This window comes from Virgibacillus sp. Bac332, from assembly GCF_003667785.1.
GTDB lineage: Bacteria > Bacillota > Bacilli > Bacillales > Amphibacillaceae > Virgibacillus > Virgibacillus salarius.
On record NZ_CP033046.1, the window covers coordinates 3,139,069 to 3,158,106 of the forward strand.

Sequence of the window (19,038 nt, forward strand, 5' to 3'; positions counted from 1 at the left end):
ATCATTCTACTCAAATATTCGTGAGTAATGTATTGAATCTCTAGGAAAAGAGGAACGATTTCTTGATAAAATGCATATTATTGGACAAACGCTTTTTAATGCTTTTATTTTTTATCAATTTAGCAGGTACCATTTATGGTTACAAATGGTATGAAAGTCAGTTATCCGTAACCCCTGACATATTTTTAATATTTGTTCCTGACAGTCCCACAGCTAGCTTATTCTTTACGATCTTTCTTTTATTTTTTATGTTCAACAGGCATGTACCGTATGTAGAGGCACTGGGTATCATTACGTTATTTAAGTATGGTATATGGGCGGTAGTAATGAATTTACTTACACTAGCTGTTGATGGTTCGCTAAATTGGCAAGGATATATGCTTATTACTTCGCATGGTGCAATGGCAATCCAAGGGTTATTATATGCCCCCTATTATCAAATAAAGCTTCGTCATATTGCCGTAGCAGCAGTGTGGACATTACATAATGACATTATTGATTATGTATTTGAAATGATGCCGGTATACGGATCGCTCACCGAATATATGAACGAAATTGGTTATTTTACATTTTGGTTGAGTATTGTATCCATTTTCATTGCTTATTATCTGACGATACGTAAAAAAGAACACGATAATTAACGGCCCACCAACTGCAAAAATATCACTGTTATATAATATTATCCCGTATCATACATTAGTGTTAGAAGCTAAATATGGGGTGATCGCTATGATAAAAAACAAACTGGGTTCGGTTATTACATGCATATTAGTGATCATAGGGATGATTGGTTATTTTCATATACAGCCTATCATGATTGAAGCAAGCGTGCTCGTGCAAGCAAAGGAACCACCAAAGCAAAACGGGGACCTTCTTCCGCTGATTTGGACAGTTATAATTGTTGGTGGATGTATTGGGATTACATTAACCTACGTTAGTTGGAGAAAATATAAAGGTGAATCAAGGAAAAAAGCTAAAAAAGATAAAATAGTTGACTAACTACCTATTTTTGACTAAAATTGACCTTAACAAGGAGGAATGCAAACATGTTAGGTGGCTTTGGCGGTTACCTCATTTATCTAGCTTTACTATTGATAATCCCAATTTGGGCACAATCAAAGGTTAAGAATACCTATAAAAAATATTCTAAAAAAGCAACATCATCGTATATGACTGGTGCACAAGTTGCTCGTAAAATTTTGGACGAAAATGGATTATATCATGTAACAATCGAAGAAACTAAAGGTACATTGTCGGATCATTATGATCCGAGAAAAAAGGTTGTTCGACTTTCTACTGGAAACTATCACAGTCAATCCATGGCTGCTTCCGCTGTGGCAGCACATGAGGTTGGACATGCTATTCAAGATGCAGAAGACTATGCCTTCCTAAGATTTAGAAGTGCATTGGTACCTGTAGCAAGTTTTGGATCAAATATATCCTTCTTTCTTATTCTTGCAGGTATACTCCTTAACATGGGAGGATTATTCCTATTTGGTATCATTTTCATGTCAGCAGCAGTGCTATTTCAGCTCGTAACGTTGCCTGTTGAATTTGATGCATCGAATCGTGCGATGGCTCAGCTTGTATCTTCGGGTGTAATTCGAAATAACGAAGAACGTGAAACAAAGAAAGTGCTAAATGCAGCGGCATTAACTTATGTTGCAGCGGCACTAGTAGCAGTTGCTGAATTAGTGCGGTTTATCTTGATGTATGTTGCATCAAATAATGATTAGTAAGAATGAAGAAGGGGTTATTTTAACAGCCCATTAAATAAAAGAAACACTGACCATAGTGTATGAACATCACGGTCCGTGTTTCTTTTTGATTGTTTAGGAAATTATAAAGTTAACCGATGCGGATCAAGATGGGCGTATTGAGCCGCTTCCAGCTTCAGCGCCCAGAACCCTCCTTTATGTTGAGTAAGGTATGAAGAGGTAGACAATTATCTCGAATTAAGTTCTAATTCGATTGTTGTACCCTCTTAAAGAAATGGTTTTGCTTTTATTCCTGTATAGGATTTTTGTTTTCGTCTAATGTAAAGCCTTCCCCGAGTACATCGTGGACGGTGCTAACAGCAACAAATGCATGTGGATCAACGCTATTAATGATATTTTTTAAGCGTACAATTTCGTTTCTTGCTACGACACAGTATAATACGTCACGTTTGTCACCTGAGAAGCTCCCTCTCCCCTCTAATACAGTAACACCTCGATCCATATCTTTCAGTATTTTGGCAGCAATATCATTACTTTGACTGGAGATGATGGTAGCCCCTTTTGCTGAATATGCCCCTTCCTGTAGGAAGTCAATGACTCTGGCACCGATATACACAGCTAACAATGTATACATCCCTTGCTTTAAGTCTAATATTGCAAATACAGAAGTCATGATGACGATAAAATCAAAGAGAAACATGGTTCTCCCCATGCTCCATCCAACATATTTATTAACGAGCCTTGCAATAATATCGACACCACCAGTGGTACCGCCAAACCGGAAAATAATTCCTAAACCTACCCCGATAAATACCCCTGCAAAGAGCGCGACTAGAGTCATGTCTGATTCAAGATGCAAATCAAATGGATTGATTTGGAATATACTTAGAAACAGTGATACCGCTCCAGTCCCAATTATGCTATATATAAATGAATTTCGTCCTAGAAACTTCCAGCCGATTAAAAATAGTGGAATGTTTAAAATTATATTTGTAATCGCTGGATCCCATTTCCAAAGGAAATATAGCAATAGCGTAATTCCAGTAAATCCGCCTTCACCTAGATTGTGCTGCATATTAAAGTGAACAATACCAAAAGAAAATATGGCGGATCCTAATAAAATAAATAGTATATTTTTTACTTTTAATCCAAATATCAAACGAAAACCTCCTACTTTCTAACGATGTCCATTCCTATTAACAGTATAGACAAACTATCTATAAAGAACAATTCTATTTTTTTAGGAAGTTTTAAAAAGTTCCATAATGGAAGGGTTATGAATTAAATATTTGTCAAAACAACGTGGATTAGCTACGATAATAGTAGCAAATATGAATATAGGGGGAGATTTCCATTACTATAACCAATTACTCTACAAAAGAGATACAAGAACGAGTTGATAACTATATCAGCCAATTTAAAGAAGGTTATTTCTCTCCATTAAGTTTAATGGCTAGATTGACGGAAGAAGTTGGAGAACTAGCAAGAGAAGTAAATCATTATTATGGCGAAAAGCCTAAAAAGCCTTCCGAACAGGAAAGGACAGTAGAGGAAGAATTAGGTGATATTATTTTTGTGCTTTCTTGTTTCGCTAACTCATTGGATATAGACTTATCGGAAGCATTTCATTCATCGATAACTAAAATTGAATCACGCGATAAACATAGATGGACCAGAAAAGACTAGTTATACATAAAAGGAGAATGTCACATGGCAATTAACGTTGTAATAGCAGGCCCAAGAGGAAAAATGGGTTCAGAAGCAGTCAAAATGGTAGAAAAGGAAACTGAATTTCGTCTCGTAGCATGTATTGATCGTAAACATGGAGGAAAAACGTTACAAGAGGTAGTTCCTCATTTTTCCATCGACGTTCCGATATATGAGGATGCTGAGACTTGCTTTAATGAGAATAATGAGGTAGATGTACTGGTTGATTTGACTGTTCCTGAAGCAGGTTACCAGCACACAAAAATTGCTCTAGCACACCATGTACGTCCTGTAGTCGGGACGACCGGTTTCTCCGAATTACAAATAGAGGAGCTAAGCTCCATTTCAAATTCTCAAAATGTCGGCTGTTTGATTGCGCCAAACTTTGCAATCGGAGCTGTCTTAATGATGAAGTTTGCAAAAATGGCTGCTACATATTTTCCTGACGTGGACATTATTGAGAAGCATCATGATAACAAACTAGATGCTCCTTCTGGAACAGCCATTAAGACAGCTGAATTAATCCGAGAAACAAGAACAGCTAAAAAGCAAGGGCATCCAAACGAAAAAGAAACATTGCCTGGTGCAAGAGGCGCTGATATAGATGGGATTAAGATCCATAGTGTACGTTTACCTGGTCTGGTTGCACATCAAGAAGTAATATTTGGAAGCGATGGGCAAACACTTACCATAAAACATGACTCTATGGATCGTGCTTCCTTTATGGAAGGAGTTAAACTTGGAATTAACAAGGTAATGGAAGAGCGACGGCTTATATATGGTTTGGAAAATATATTATAGGGTGGGAATTGTATGAAAATGAACATTGCATTAATTGCTCATGATAAAAAGAAGAAAGATATCATTAATTTTAGTATTGCCTATCAGCATACGTTAAAGAAGCATAACTTATATGCAACTGGTACAACAGGAAAGATGGTAGCTGAGGCAACGGGTCTTGATGTGAATTTATTTCAATCAGGACCACTAGGTGGAGATCAACAAATTGGAGCAATGATAGCAAATGATAAAATGGATATGATCATCTTTCTTAGAGATCCATTAACAGCTCAGCCACATGAGCCTGATGTTAGTGCCTTGATGCGATTATGCGATGTTTATTACATCCCACTGGCTACTAACATTGCAGCAGCAGAAATCTTTGTCAGGGGCCTTGACAATGGCGATTTCCAATGGAGGGAGATCGTAAAAGAAAAGAAGGAAAAGGATAATCGCAAATGAGGAAAATAGGCATTACTTGTTATCCTAGTGTTGGCGGATCAGGTATAATCGCTACTGAATTAGGTATGCTTTTAGCAGAAAGAGGGAATGAAGTACATTTTATTACATCAAGCTTGCCATTTCGATTAAATCGAATTAATCCTCGAATATATTTTCATGAGGTAGAATTAAATCATTATCCAGTTTTTCAATACCCACCATATGATTTAGCGCTGGCAGCAAAAATGGCAGAGGTTATTAACAGAGAGAAGCTTGATATCTTACATGTTCATTATGCAATGCCCCACGCCATAAGTGCGCTTTTAGCGAAGGATATCGCAGAACATGATGTGAAGATTGTAACAACACTACACGGAACTGATATAACTGTATTAGCAATCGATGATATATTTAAAAACATGATTAAGCATGGAATTGAAAAGTCAGATGCCGTAACCGCGGTTTCACATTATTTAGCTGATCATACTGCAGATTTATTACATGTTAATAAAGAAATAGAAGTAATCTATAATTTTGTAAATGAAAAGCAGTATTATCGTAAAGAGATGCCAATCATCAAGGAGCAGTATGGGATAGCCCCAGAAGAAAAAGTGGTTGTGCATATTTCTAATTTTCGTAAAGTAAAACGGCTTCCAGATGTCATACAAACGTTTCAGCTAATCCAAGAAAATATACCAAGCAAACTTCTACTTATTGGTGATGGACCAGAGTATGGTACTGCTTCAGCCTTAGCTGAAGAGCTAGGTTTAGATGAAAAAGTATTATTTTTAGGGAAACAAAAGAACATTAATGAATTATTATCGATTTGCGATTTAAAGCTGCTGCTTTCTGAAAAGGAAAGCTTTGGACTAGTATTACTAGAGGCGATGGCTTGCGGAGTTCCTTGTATCGGGACGAATATCGGTGGAATACCAGAAGTAATACAGCATGGAGAAACTGGCTATATTACTGAGCTTGGTGATACAAAACAAGCAGCAACTTATGCGATAAAGATATTATCCAATCAAGAACAACATCAACGGTTCGCTGCGAATGCACTTGAAATGGTTCATACGCAATTTCATTCTAAAGAAATCGTTGAACATTATGAACGATTATATGATAAAGTATTAGATACTCCGTAGAAATGGTGATCGATATGTATAATGAATCTTTCCAAAAAGCAATAAAAGTAATTGAACGAATTGAGGGCTATCATCATCAGGCTTTTTTTGTTGGTGGATGTGTCAGGGACTATTTATTAAATCGACCAGTAGGAGATATAGATATTGCAACATCAGCAACACCCGAGTTTTTACAAGAGATCTTTCATAACGTTATACCAGTAGGTATTGAGCATGGAACTGTTATTGTCCGCTTTGAAAAAGAATCTTTTGAGGTAACCACATTTCGAGTGGATGGATCGTATTCCGATCAGAGACATCCTGACTCGGTTACATATATCGACAAAATTGATAAGGATTTAGCAAGAAGGGATTTTACGATAAACGCTTTAGCCATGAGTCGTCATGGCGCCATAATTGATTTATTTCAGGGCAAGCAGGACCTTGAAAATAGAATTATTCGCACAGTAGGGAATGGAAGAGAGCGATTTATGGAAGATCCGTTACGAATAATTCGGGCATTACGATTTAGTAGTCAGCTTGGCTTTAAAATTGATGAAACGACACTAAAGCATATGAAACAAGTGAAGCAGCAGATTGGTAATTTAGCGATTGAAAGGATTACCAATGAATTCACGAAATTTTTTGCAGGAAATTATATTTCGCAAGGTTGCACGTATTTGAGAGATACCGGTGTTTATAAATATCTTCCTGTATTTAAGGATCATGAGCAGCTATTTCATGACGTTGCTTCTATTAAGCAACCTCTATATTCGTTTGGTGAGGTAATGGCTGTTTGCCATTTATTAAAGCCATCACTTAACATATCGATGTGGACAAAAGCATGGAAATGTTCAAACAAAGTGAAGAACGAAGCAATTCAACTGTCGATGCACATAGATACATGGAAAAAATTAGGGGTATCACCGCTGCTGGTATATCAGCTTCCTGAATATTTATATGAGTCATTCGTGAGAGTGGCGAGTGTAGTCGATCCAACAAGTCCGATTCAACTCACGGATTTATGGGGAATTTACGAAACACTGCCGATTAAATCAAGAACAGAACTAGCAGTGAACGGAAATGATATCATACGTTTATTTCCTAGTTACAAAAAGGGGCCATGGATTAACGATCTATTAAATAACCTTGAGAAACAAATTGTTTTACATGGTTTACCTAATCAATACGAAACGATAAAGGAGTGGATAAAATGGAATCCACCCGAAATAAGTTAATAAAATTATTAGCTGAACATACGGAGGATTATATTTCTGGACAGATGCTTTCAGAAAAACTAAATATCTCACGAAGCGCTATCTGGAAACATATGAAGGAACTAGAGCGAGATGGTTACCAAATAGAAGCAAAATCAAAGGTGGGCTACCGAATTATCGGTTTTCCCGAAAGGATAACTGAAAATACGATACAATGGGGACTTAAGACGAAATGGCTTGGAAAAAAAGTAATTCATAGGGAAGTAACGAATTCAACCCAAGTTGTTGCACATCAAGAAGCCAAGGAGAACAAAGGACATGGTACCGTCGTTATTGCTGATGAGCAAAAAATCGGTAGGGGAAGAATGAGCCGAGCTTGGCATTCCAAAAGAGGCAGCGGCATGTGGTTAAGTATGATTTTACGGCCAGAGTTACCGCCATATCTTGCTCCGCAATTAACATTATTAACTGCAGTAGCATTAGCTGATACAATAAGTGACATGACAGGTACAGAACCTTTGATCAAATGGCCCAATGATATATTATTTGCCAATCAAAAGAAATGTGCTGGCATATTGACCGAGATGCAGGCAGAACAAGATAAAATTCAATACGTAGTAATCGGTGTTGGTCTAAACGTTAATCAGCAATTATCAGATTGGCCAGAAGAAATCCAAGAAAGAGCCACTTCATTACAAATTGAAACGAATCAATCATGGTCTATTCAGTCAATTATTCAAGAATTTTTATGTACGTTTGAAAAGACGTATGATATGTATATGAAAAAGGGCTTTGTTGAGATAAAGAAAAAATGGGAAGCTTACGGCTTTAAAATAGGTGAATGGATAACGATTTACACATTACAGGAGAAGAAGAAAGCAATATTTGCAGGGATTGCATCTGATGGGGCGTTATTAATCAGAAATGAGTCTGGTAAAGTAGAACGCTTGTATTCTGGGGAAATTGATTGGTTTAATAAAAAAGCGTAATTTACCGTTAAAAGTGAAGCTCATTTTATATTGACCACAAACGAAATCCTGTTATGATAAATACGATAAAACGAATTGATGTACTGGTTGCTAGAAGTGAGGTGAAAAGATGGAAAGATATGTTGTAATTGACTTAGAAACAACTGGTAACGCTCCAGGTAAAGAGGATAAGATTATCGAAGCGGGTCTTGTAATTATCGAAAATAATACAATCATTGATAGCTATTCCACCTTACTAAATCCAGGAAAGGAAATTCCATTATTTATTACAAATTTAACAGGAATCTCTGACAAAGATGTAGAGGATGCTCCTTTATTTGAAGAAAGAGCCGATGAAATAACACGTTTGTTTGAAGACAGCTATTTAATCGCACACAATGTTCCTTTCGACCTAGGTTTTTTAAATACTGAATTAGAAAACTGTGGTAGGAATAAATTAACAACCCCGATACTTGATACTGTTGAACTAGCAAGAATCTTATTTCCGAGATCTCCAAGCTTTAAATTAAGCCAGTTGTCTGAATACCTTAAGTTGCAGCATAATGAGCCACATCGTGCATTATCAGATGCATATGTAACAGCAAAGCTGTTTTTAAGATTAAAGGAGAAATTAGAATCTTTACCTTATGAAACAATAGAACAGCTGTTGAAAATAGAGAAAACATTAAAATCAGATGTATATCAATTACTTCACTCTAGACAGCAGGCTTTACTTTTTTCTTCTGAGGATATATCTGGTATAGAAACATATCGGGGACTCGCTTATCGTCAAACGGAACCACAGTCTGACCAAGTTCGCACGCTTGATTTATCGTTTGGTGAGTACTTGGATCATATATACGAAGAAAATGGAGCAATGGAAAAGCAAATAAATAACTATGAAAAGCGCATCGGTCAACGTGAGATGTCAGAAACAATTTTTGATGCCTTTCAGAGTCACCAACACGCATTCATAGAGGCAGAGACAGGTACGGGAAAGTCGCTCGCATACCTTATTCCTACAATATATGAAGCAATCAAAGACCAGAAACGGATTGTCATAAGTACGTTTACTACTCAGCTACAATCACAATTATTAGAAGAAGAATTACCGATGGTAAATAAATTAGTTAATTTCCCATTACATGCGACTTTACTGAAAGGGAAGTCCCATTACATTAGCTTGGAAAAATTGGAACATGAATTACGTGATTCTCAACAGGACAATTACGATATTGCCTTAACAAAAGCGATAATACTTGTGTGGTTGACAGAGACCGTAACAGGGGATATAGATGAAATTCAACTTCCATCCAGTGGCTACCTCTTCTTTCGACGTATATCTGCTGATACGGAAGAAAATGTTGATCCGACTTCACCTTGGTTTGCTAGATCGTATTATCAGAAGGCGCGTAAAAGAGCTCAGCGTGCAGATATTGTTATTACAAATCATGCTTTACTATGCACGGATATGTTTAATGAATATCAGTTACTCCCAAGTTATGATAAAGCAATAATTGATGAGGCACATCATTTGGAGGATACGGCATCAAGACATTATGGACTTAAGCTAGATTATATTCACATGCAGTATATGTTGAATCAGTTAGGAAAAACAGAAGATAACAAGCTCCTAACGAATCTAATTAATACGTACCAAATAAATCATGATCAGCTTCCATTAGAAAAATGGGATTATATTATTGAGGAAGCTAAATATGAAACAGATGATTTATTTCGTCATTTATTTCAATATGTAGTAGGTCAACATAAGTCAAACAAGACTTTAAGTGATATTGGAAGAACACAATATCGATTCTCTCATGAAAAGGAACATCCTGAGAAATGGGATGCCATTAAGGAAATGGTTAATCGTTTACTATTTTATCTGCGTGATTTAATCCACGGATTAGCTGTTATGGTACATTACTTAGAAAAGAAAGAAGAGATCGAAAGACAGGATAAAGAGCGTATCCAATTACATACAGAGCAGCTGCAAAGCTATATTGATCGACTTGAAGAGCTTTTCCTTGTCGAAGAAACAAGCGAGCAAGTAAAGTGGATAGAAATTGAAGCTTATGGAGCAAAGAATGCAGTTTATTTATATAGTGAGCCAACAAATGTTGCCGGTTTACTAGCAAAAGATTTCTTTGCTAGTAAAGAAAGTATTATTTTAACAAGTGCTACATTGACCATGAATCAATCCTTTCAATTTATTCAGGATAGATTAGGTATTAGTGCTGACAGGTTAATTACAAAACAAATTGAATCGCCCTTTTCTTATAAAGATCAAGTTCAATTAATGGTTCCGAACGATTTTCCAGATATCAAATATGGAAATATCGATGAATTTATATATGCTACATGTGAATCAATTATTTCATTGGCAGAAATAACAGCAGGAAGGATGCTAGTACTGTTTACTTCTTACGATATGTTAAAGCGGGCTCATGCCCTTTTGAAGGAAACATTAGACCTAAGTAGTTATGCCTTAATTGCTCAAGGAATCTCAAGTGGTAGCCGAGCCAGATTAAAGAAAAATTTCCAGACCTTTAATCAAGCCATTCTATTAGGAACAAGTTCCTTCTGGGAGGGTGTGGATATTCCAGGTGAAGATTTATCGTGTTTAATGATCGTGCGATTGCCATTTCAACCCCCAGATCATCCAGTACACGAAGCTAAATCCGCCTATTTAAAAGAACAAGGAAAAAATCCGTTTATGGAATTTTCTTTACCTAATGCCGTCATTCGATTTAAACAGGGGTTCGGCAGATTAATTCGCTCTTCTAGTGATAGAGGAATTGTATTTGTATGTGATGCACGAATGGTTAAGGCGCGCTACGGCAAATATTTTATCGACTCTATTCCACCTGTTCCATTATCTGTTGATTCTACTCAGAAGCTCATGGAAAAAGCCAAGAATTGGTTTTAGTGGTGAAGCCATAAAACGTGAAATGTGCATGTACAAAAAAGACTGATGCTCGAGGCAAGAGCATCAGTAATAAAGAAGTGGTATGGGTGAGAAAAATTTTGCTAAAAACAATAAAAACAAAACACAACTTGCTATAAGCTTGTTATACTATACGTATGTGTTTGAGTTTATTTTATTTCAGCATATATATAGGTTTCACTTAGCTTGCGAAAGTATGATTAACAATTTTTTGATAAAAAGGGTATTTTACTGGAGGGATAAGATGGATAATAAAATAGAAACATTATCAACAGTTAAGCTCCAATATTCATCAGATCTTTATAAAATAGTTGATAGTTTAAATAGAACATTAAAAGAGCAGGATTTAATGTTCGGTCTAGCATTGGATGATAACGATGAGGATCAGGCAATCTTCACGATTTACCGGACCTAAATGGTTAAAATGGAGCTTACTGATTAGCATAATTATCCTAATTTCCTGTTTTATTTATATGATATTTCTATATGTCGATTTAAAAGAAAGTAAAACCGCAGGCTATGCTGAAACAGAAAGACAATTATTAAAGGCGAACGCCCTTACAGAAGTAACAGCCATCAAAACATTCAATGGAGAAAAGGCCTATCATGTCGTGTTTGGAAAAGATGGTAAGGAAGAAAAAATTATTTTCTATCCGCTTGAAGGAAAAAAGAAAAATTTGACGACGATTAATCAATCGGAAATTATAGCAGAAGATGCTATAATAGATGATTGGAAACAGCAGTGTAATCAATGTGAATTTGTAAAAATAACACCGGCACTTGTAAATGAAAATGCTCTTTGGGAACTTACTTATAAAGATCAATCTGGTCGATATGTGTTGGATTATTTATCGATCTATGATGGGTCTAGGTATGAGCAGTATCGTTTAAAACGAATGTTTAATTAAAAGGAATGCTAACATAGAAAGGTGATATTAGTGGAACTAGCAAATCGAGTAAAAACCTTAACACCATCCTCAACCTTAGCAATAACAGCAAAAGCCAAAGAATTAAAAAAGCAAGGTCATGATGTCATTGCTCTAGGAGCGGGTGAGCCTGATTTTAATACACCAGAATTCATTTTAAATGCTGCACAAAACGCAATGCGTGAAGGAATGACTAAATATACGCCATCGGGTGGAATAGTGGAGCTAAAACAAGCGATCGTATCTAAATTTAAAGCAGATAATTACCTGGATTATTCGACCGATCAAATTATTGTCACAACAGGTGCAAAACACGCACTTTATACATTATTTCAAGTATTGCTAAATGAAGGGGACGAAGTAATAATACCTGCCCCATACTGGGTTAGCTATCCAGAACAGGTTAAGTTAGCAGGTGGCAGTCCGGTATTTTTGACAGCAAGTGAAGAAAACGGATTTAAATTGACACCAGCACAACTTGAAAATGCGATAACTGATAAAACGAAAGCTGTAATTATAAACTCACCTAGTAATCCAACAGGTATGATGTATACAGAGGAAGAACTTAAGCAAATAGGAGAAGTTTGTTTAAGGCATGATATACTTATCGTTTCAGATGAAATTTATGAGAAGCTGATTTACTCAGGGGATCCACATATTTCAATTGCTCAACTTTCTAGCGATTTGCAGGAACAGACTGTTGTTATAAATGGGGTATCCAAGTCACATGCTATGACGGGCTGGAGAATTGGATATGCAGCTGGACCCATTGCTATCATAAAGGCAATGACAAGTTTAGCTTCACACTCAACATCAAATCCTACATCTATTGCGCAATATGCAGCTCTTGCAGCATATCAGATGGACGGGGAACCTGTCGAAGGGATGAAGCAGGTATTTGCCGAACGCCTAGAAAAACTCTATGAACTCTTACTTGAAATACCAGGTGTTACCTGTATTAAACCGAAGGGAGCCTTCTATCTGTTTCCAAATGTAGAAGAAGCATCAAGAAATAATGGATTTGCTTCTGTGGATGAATGGGTAAGTGCTTTGTTAGAAGAGGAAAAAGTTGCACTTGTACCAGGCTCTGGGTTCGGCTCACCAAATAATGTGCGTCTATCCTATGCCACATCAATGGAAGCTTTAATAGAGGCAGCTACACGAATAAAACGATTTGTATTAAAGCACCAATCTTAATCGTATCAGGAGGTAATTTTTTTGAAAATAACTATTTCACAAGCACCAGCACACAATGATCAAACAGTTACCATGGGAGCATGGCTCGCCAATAAGCGTTCAAGTGGAAAGATTGCCTTTTTGCAACTACGTGATGGTACTGGTTTTATACAAGGAGTAGTCGTTAAAAATGATGTCAGTGAAGAAACCTTTCAACTGGCTAAAAATTTAACCCAAGAATCCTCTGTTTACATAACTGGTAAAATTGTTGAGGACACCCGCTCTCCGTTTGGTTATGAAATGCAAGTAAGTGATATTGAATTAATACATGAGTCCATTGATTTTCCAATAACTCCTAAGGAGCATGGAACTGAGTTTTTAATGGATCATCGTCATTTATGGCTACGCTCTAAAAAACAACATGCTGTAATGAAAATACGAAATGAAATTATTCGCGCAACGTATCAATTCTTTAATGAGAACGGATATGTAAAAATTGATCCTCCTATTCTAACAGGTTCTTCCGCTGAAGGAACAACGGAATTATTTCACACAAAATACTTTGACGAGGAAGCCTATTTGTCACAAAGTGGTCAGCTATATATGGAAGCAGCTGCTATGGCTTTTGGTAAAGTATTCTCCTTTGGTCCTACTTTTCGAGCAGAAAAATCGAAAACACGCAGACATTTGATTGAGTTCTGGATGATTGAACCAGAAATGGCTTTTGTTGACCATCAAGAAAGTCTTGAAATTCAAGAGAATTACGTGAGCTTTGTTGTGCAAAGTGTTTTAGAAAATTGTAAGCTAGAATTACAGGTATTAGAAAGAGATACTGAAAAATTAGAAAAGGTAAAAGCACCATTCCCACGAATCTCTTATGATGATGCGATTGATCTTTTAAAAGACAAAGGATTTACGGATATTGAATGGGGAGAAGACTTTGGTGCACCTCATGAAACTGCGATTGCTGAAAGCTTTGATAAGCCAGTATTTATCACAAATTACCCAGCAGAGATTAAAGCATTCTACATGAAGCCTGACCCTAATCGTTCGGATGTTGTTTTATGTGCAGATCTTATTGCTCCTGAGGGATATGGAGAAATTATAGGTGGTTCGCAACGTATTGATGATTTAGAGCTTATGAAAGAGCGCTATGAACAGCATGACTTAACAGGCGAAGCCTATAAATGGTATCTAGAGCTAAGGCAATACGGTAGTGTTCCTCACTCAGGTTTTGGTCTAGGATTAGAAAGGACAGTCGCTTGGATATCTGGTGTAGATCATGTACGTGAAACAATTCCTTTTCCAAGATTACTTAACCGGCTTTATCCATAAATGAGGATTTTTTTAGTGACTAGCTATCAGCTTTTTTATCGCTAATTCCAATATATAGTCGGTTTAAAAGGAACAAACCTTAAACGTATAAGCGTTTATGAACCGCTGCTGTTTTTTGAGGTTGGGGTTTTTACAGCCCATTAACCTGTAATAAAATCCCTTGTCTTTTAGAGCAAGGGATTTTATTATTTTAACAACATGCTATACTTTTAATGAGGTGCTATGATGACGAAGCAAATTTCCATTCAAGATATATTGTTAAACCAAATACAGATTCCTGTAGAATTATTCTTAGCATATAAGGATTTAGGGCTCAATGAAAAGGAAGTAATGCTCTTATTACAGATTCAACGATTCTTACAGGATAGGGTTGATTTTCCTACACCTGATCAGTTAGCTGCTTATGTTACAATGGATGAAAAGGAATGTGCACATTTATTACGGGCACTGATTCAAAAGGATATGCTAGCTATTAAGCAGCAGGAAAGGGAAGGGGAGAAACTAAGTGAAGCTTATTGTTTAACCCCGCTTTGGAATAAATTATTTTCATCGGATATACAACAACAGGAAGCGTCTACTGACGGAACAATATTTATCTTATTTGAACAAGAATTTGGCCGTCCGCTTTCACCGTTTGAAATAGAGACGATAAATGCGTGGCTTGATCAAGATCATATTTCACCTGCTTTAATTAAAGCAGGATTAAGAGAATCTGTGTTGATGGGCAAGCTTAATTTTAAATATATTGACAGAATTCTAAGAGAATGGAAGAAAAAAGGAATCCATACAGTGGAGCAAGCTAGAAATGCAAGTAAGCAATTCCATTCTTCGCAAACAGGAACAAATCAGCCTACCAAAAAAAGAGATACCTCATTTTATTATAATTGGCTAGAAGGAGAAGACTAAGCAGATGCTGAATAAAAAACAGATTAGATTTTGTTTAGATGAAATGAAAAAAATGTTTCCTTATGCTGAATGTGAACTGGAGCATGAAAATCCTTTTGAGTTGGTTATAGCAGTACTTTTATCCGCACAGTGTACGGATACATTAGTAAATAAAGTAACGAAAGAATTATTTAAGAAATATAAAACACCAGAGGATTATCTTGCAGTGCCTTTAGAGGAGCTGCAGAACGATATTAAGTCAATTGGTTTATATCGGAATAAGGCAAAAAATATCCGTAAACTATGTACCGTTCTTTTGGAGGAATATGGTGGTATTGTTCCAAAATCAAAAACAGAGCTTGTTAAATTAGCTGGAGTTGGTAGAAAAACGGCAAATGTGGTAGCATCTGTTGCATTCGGTGAGCCTGCAATAGCTGTGGATACGCATGTTGAGCGTGTATCAAAGCGTCTAGGTATTTGTAGATGGAAGGATACGGTCATAGAAGTAGAAGAAACATTGATGCGGAAAGTGCCAAAAGAGGAATGGAGCGAAACACATCATCGCATGATATTTTTTGGCAGGTATCATTGTAAAGCAAGAAATCCAAACTGTCCAGAATGTCCACTGTTAGAGGTGTGTAGAGAAGGGCAAAAGCGGATGCGCACTGCTTCCCAAAAGTCATAAAATGACTAAGGATATCCTTTTTGTTTATCTAATTAAAATGGAGATCGCCTATGATTGAAACTTAACTCGGGTACGGAATTCAACCTCCTCGACATCTTCATTTACGGCTTTTGAAAAGACTCGAAGTCTGTGCAGACTTGATAAAGTTAAAACTGTATTCAGGGTATTGTCGATTTCCTAACTTACCCAAAAGATTTTAAGAGGTAATTTCAATTAAATACAAACCAAAAAACACCGACCATGATTTTTGAACATCATGGTCGGTGTTTTGTTTAATGGACTTTTGAGACTACCTCTTTATTATTATTGTTCTTCATCATCTGAATTTCCACCGTCGGTATCGCCGCCTTGTTGTTAACTTTGACCGTCTTCAGGTTCTCCATTATCTCCACCAGGTTCTTCAGGTTCTCCAGGGTCTTCAGGTTCTCCATCGTCTCCACCAGCAGATTCTTCAGGTTCTTTAGGTTTTTCAGGTTCATCAGATCCACCAGGGTCACCGTTATCTTCTCCCGTTTCATCCGCAGGAACTGTCACGGTTGTATGTTGACTTTGTCCGCGGACTCCTTCGTTATTACCCTTTTTACCAACTGGTGTTACCGTGATGGTATAGCTTTGACCAGGCTGTGCTCCATCAATTTTAAGACCGTTTGCTTCAACTGTCTTCGTTTGTCCGTTTACTGATACCTCGAAGCTGGCAGGCGGACCATTATAGTTCCACGAAACATCAATTTCTGAATTTGCCTCATTGTAAGCGGCTGATAATCCCTCAACAGCTGGAATTCCTTCTTCCTCTTCTTCGCCTGGAATTTTTACTTTCGTGGTTTTCGGTTCACTCTTCATTGATTCATCGTCATTACTGATCGCCACGACCTGAATAGTATAATTAGCGTCTGGCTCTACCTCTTTAATCACCATAGAGGTATCTTCTGTCGTAGAGAGTGTTTGCATTTTTCCATCGTTCATTTGTAATCCGACTTCAAATGATACATCTGCATCGGATTTATAATCCCATGAAACATCAATCGTGTTACTTTCTTCGTTAAAGGTAGCCTTCAATCCACTTACTGCATCTAATTTATCGAACTTCTCGGAGGTGCTGCTTGGCTCTGTTCCTTTTACGAATAGCTCCGTCAAAATAGAGGATGAAGGTGTAAATTCACTCGGCTTCGCCGCAGGATTTGATCCTTTTTCAACCTTTGCTTCTACCACAGAATTTGGCTTAACAAAGTCTTTCGTCTCCACGTCTTTTGACAGTTCCGTCATAATGTTTTTGAATAGGGCATGCGGGATTTTCGTATGACCGCTAGGAATTACATCACGGTGTCCATTCTCATCCGTATAACCACCTGTCCATACGGATATCGTGTAATTCGTTGTATAGCCAGTAAACCATGAATCGGGGCTACCAGATTTATCTTCAAGATTGGTTGTTCCCGTCTTTCCTGCTACTGGTAAGCCAGAGATATTTGCAAGTTTACCAGTACCTTCTGTAATAGCAGATTTAAGCATATCTGTCATCATATATGCTGTGTAATCTGACATAACAGGCTCGGCCTTTGGTTTTAAATCAATGGTTCTTCCATCAGGAAATTCTACTTTGGTTACTGCATATGGTTCATTATACAATCCCTCATTACCAAATGCTCGGAATGCACCAGCTAGTTGTACTGGGGTAACATATGTTTGCGTTCCACCAATAGCATCTGTGATTGTAATTTTATCTTCATGGAAATTAATTCCAAGTCCTTCAGCAAATTTTTTGGAATTTTCATACCCAACCTCTTCTAGTGTTTTTACTGCCGGTACGTTTAACGATTGGTTCAAAGCATGGCGTGCTGTCATCCAGCCAGCGTATTGTCTGTTCCAATTTCGTACCGTTGCTCCTTTTGTTCCAGCTATTTCATATGGCTTATCATCGTTTATTTGATGGTATGTCGACATTTTATTATATTCTATTGCTGGACCATAGGCTATAATTGGTTTAAATGTTGAACCAGGCTGCTGTTCCGTTAAGGCGAAGTTGAATTCCTTTTTCCCTTCGCTATTTCGTCGTCCGCCAATAGCACGTATCGCACCATTCTTAGTATCCAGAACGGCCAGGCCTGCCTGCATTTCATCATCCGGATAAGGGATTGGATTATCTTCACTATCTGTTAATAAATATTCAACATGCTCCTGGGCACTTGTATCAAGTGTTGTATGAATCGTTAATCCATCTGTATTAATATCTGCACCATCTACTTTTTCTCTAACTTCTTCTTCCACCTTCTGTAAAAAGGCATCATAAGGAGCAGAATCAGGACGAGAGTCTGTTAGCAGAGAAGAAATTTCCACTTCTCTAGCTTCATCGGCTTCTTTTTGTGAAATTTTTCCATGGCGCACCATCAATTTTAATACGGTATCCATTCTTTTCTTCGTTAGGTCTGGGTTATTGAATGGATCGTATGCTGTAGGTCGCTGTGGTAAGCCAGCTAAAATGGCAGCCTCAGGAAGTGTTAATTCACTTAAATCTTTTTTCCCGAAGTATGTCTCAGCAGCTTTAGCAACGCCATATGCACCACTACCGTAATAGATCTTATTTAAATACATCTCTAAGATCTCTTCTTTGGAGTATTCACGCTCCAGTTTTAATGCTAGCCATTGTTCTTGTACTTTTAAACTAATCTTTTTCTCAGGCGATAGGAAGGATTTCTCTACAACCTGCTGTGTAATGGTACTTGCACCTTCTGATCCAAAACCATTTGTTATATTGGCTACAATGGCACCACCAATACGTCTTAAATCGATTCCACCATGTTCAAAGAATCGAGCATCCTCCGTTGCTGTAACAGCATCAATTAATATTTTCGGCAATTCATCATAGCTTATTTTCGTTCTTTGCTTATCTCCAAGACTTGCAAATACTTCGTCATCCTTATCAAGAATTTGTGATGCTAATGGATCGGATAATTTTGCATCATCTATATCTGGCGCTGTAGCGATCCAATATGCAGCTGTCGCACCAGCGCCTAGTCCCATTACAACAAATATAATTAATAAGGACAGTACAATTTTTTTCCACATCGGTTTTTTCTTTGATTTTTTCTGTTTTCTTCTCGCTGTACGAGATTGGCTATTTTCTGCCAT

Annotated in this window: 17 protein-coding genes and 1 pseudogene; 16 read left to right on the top strand and 2 right to left on the bottom strand. The window is 37.2% G+C overall.

The window, feature by feature from the left end; all coding sequences use genetic code 11:
* Positions 1 to 62: 62 nt before the first annotated feature.
* The 3 genes and pseudogenes from D9782_RS14975 (at position 63) to D9782_RS14985 (ending at position 1,736) form a co-directional block, all read left to right on the top strand.
* Entirely contained in the window at positions 63 to 641 is a 579-nt protein-coding gene (locus D9782_RS14975) for a lipoprotein heptaprenylglyceryl N-acetyltransferase LhaT (RefSeq protein ID WP_121605093.1), read from the top strand.
* A gap of 238 nt (positions 642 to 879) precedes the next feature.
* A pseudogene (locus tag D9782_RS23615) lies at positions 880 to 999 on the top strand (sporulation protein YpjB); the annotation flags it as partial.
* Positions 1,000 to 1,046: 47 nt separating this feature from the next.
* A complete protein-coding gene (locus D9782_RS14985) occupies positions 1,047 to 1,736 on the top strand; it encodes a zinc metallopeptidase (protein ID WP_026681000.1) in 690 nt (229 codons plus the stop codon).
* 268 nt (positions 1,737 to 2,004) lie between these two features.
* Here D9782_RS14985 and D9782_RS14990 read toward each other — a convergent pair whose 3' ends face one another.
* Positions 2,005 to 2,877, bottom strand: a complete 873-nt coding sequence (locus D9782_RS14990) for a YitT family protein (protein WP_205601734.1) — start codon at positions 2,875 to 2,877, stop codon at positions 2,005 to 2,007.
* Positions 2,878 to 3,077: 200 nt separating this feature from the next.
* On the opposite strand from D9782_RS14990, the gene D9782_RS14995 reads away from it, so the two are divergent.
* From D9782_RS14995 to nth, 13 genes are all read left to right on the top strand, one after another.
* Positions 3,078 to 3,404: a nucleotide pyrophosphohydrolase gene (locus tag D9782_RS14995; protein ID WP_026680998.1), complete on the top strand. Its 327-nt coding sequence runs from the start codon at positions 3,078 to 3,080 to the stop codon at positions 3,402 to 3,404.
* 24 nt (positions 3,405 to 3,428) lie between these two features.
* A complete protein-coding gene (dapB, locus tag D9782_RS15000) occupies positions 3,429 to 4,226 on the top strand; it encodes a 4-hydroxy-tetrahydrodipicolinate reductase (RefSeq protein WP_026680997.1) in 798 nt (265 codons plus the stop codon).
* Between the two features lie 18 nt (positions 4,227 to 4,244).
* Positions 4,245 to 4,667, top strand: coding sequence for a methylglyoxal synthase (mgsA, locus tag D9782_RS15005; RefSeq protein ID WP_121605893.1), 423 nt, complete (start codon positions 4,245 to 4,247; stop codon positions 4,665 to 4,667).
* Entirely contained in the window at positions 4,664 to 5,791 is a 1,128-nt protein-coding gene (gene bshA, locus D9782_RS15010) for an N-acetyl-alpha-D-glucosaminyl L-malate synthase BshA (protein WP_121605094.1), read from the top strand. The genes mgsA and bshA overlap by 4 nt, the downstream gene beginning before the upstream one ends.
* Before the next feature lie 14 nt (positions 5,792 to 5,805).
* Positions 5,806 to 7,008, top strand: coding sequence for a CCA tRNA nucleotidyltransferase (locus D9782_RS15015; RefSeq protein ID WP_121605095.1), 1,203 nt, complete (start codon positions 5,806 to 5,808; stop codon positions 7,006 to 7,008).
* The gene (locus D9782_RS15020) at positions 6,984 to 7,976 is read left to right on the top strand and encodes a biotin--[acetyl-CoA-carboxylase] ligase (RefSeq protein WP_026680993.1); all 993 of its coding nucleotides are present in this window, start codon (positions 6,984 to 6,986) and stop codon (positions 7,974 to 7,976) included. Before D9782_RS15015 ends, D9782_RS15020 begins: the two co-directional genes overlap by 25 nt.
* 109 nt (positions 7,977 to 8,085) lie before the next feature.
* A complete protein-coding gene (gene dinG / locus D9782_RS15025) occupies positions 8,086 to 10,887 on the top strand; it encodes an ATP-dependent DNA helicase DinG (RefSeq protein WP_121605096.1) in 2,802 nt (933 codons plus the stop codon).
* Between the two features lie 262 nt (positions 10,888 to 11,149).
* Positions 11,150 to 11,320 carry a YpmA family protein gene (locus D9782_RS15030; protein ID WP_080668675.1) on the top strand — a complete coding sequence of 57 codons (171 nt, stop codon included), beginning with the start codon at positions 11,150 to 11,152 and terminating at the stop codon, positions 11,318 to 11,320.
* Between the two features lie 58 nt (positions 11,321 to 11,378).
* The gene (locus D9782_RS15035; protein ID WP_226983511.1) at positions 11,379 to 11,813 is read left to right on the top strand and encodes a cell wall elongation regulator TseB-like domain-containing protein; all 435 of its coding nucleotides are present in this window, start codon (positions 11,379 to 11,381) and stop codon (positions 11,811 to 11,813) included.
* Positions 11,814 to 11,843: 30 nt separating this feature from the next.
* Entirely contained in the window at positions 11,844 to 13,028 is a 1,185-nt protein-coding gene (locus D9782_RS15040) for a pyridoxal phosphate-dependent aminotransferase (RefSeq protein ID WP_121605097.1), read from the top strand.
* A gap of 21 nt (positions 13,029 to 13,049) precedes the next feature.
* Complete coding sequence (gene asnS / locus D9782_RS15045; RefSeq protein WP_121605098.1) at positions 13,050 to 14,342, top strand: asparagine--tRNA ligase; 1,293 nt, start codon at positions 13,050 to 13,052, stop codon at positions 14,340 to 14,342.
* A 225-nt stretch (positions 14,343 to 14,567) separates the two neighbouring features.
* Positions 14,568 to 15,248: a DnaD domain-containing protein gene (locus D9782_RS15050; RefSeq protein WP_205601735.1), complete on the top strand. Its 681-nt coding sequence runs from the start codon at positions 14,568 to 14,570 to the stop codon at positions 15,246 to 15,248.
* A 4-nt stretch (positions 15,249 to 15,252) separates the two neighbouring features.
* Positions 15,253 to 15,912, top strand: a complete 660-nt coding sequence (nth, locus tag D9782_RS15055) for an endonuclease III (protein ID WP_121605100.1) — start codon at positions 15,253 to 15,255, stop codon at positions 15,910 to 15,912.
* A gap of 354 nt (positions 15,913 to 16,266) precedes the next feature.
* Here the strand turns inward: nth and D9782_RS15060 are convergent, their stop codons facing one another.
* Entirely contained in the window at positions 16,267 to 19,038 is a 2,772-nt protein-coding gene (locus D9782_RS15060) for a PBP1A family penicillin-binding protein (protein ID WP_121605101.1), read from the bottom strand.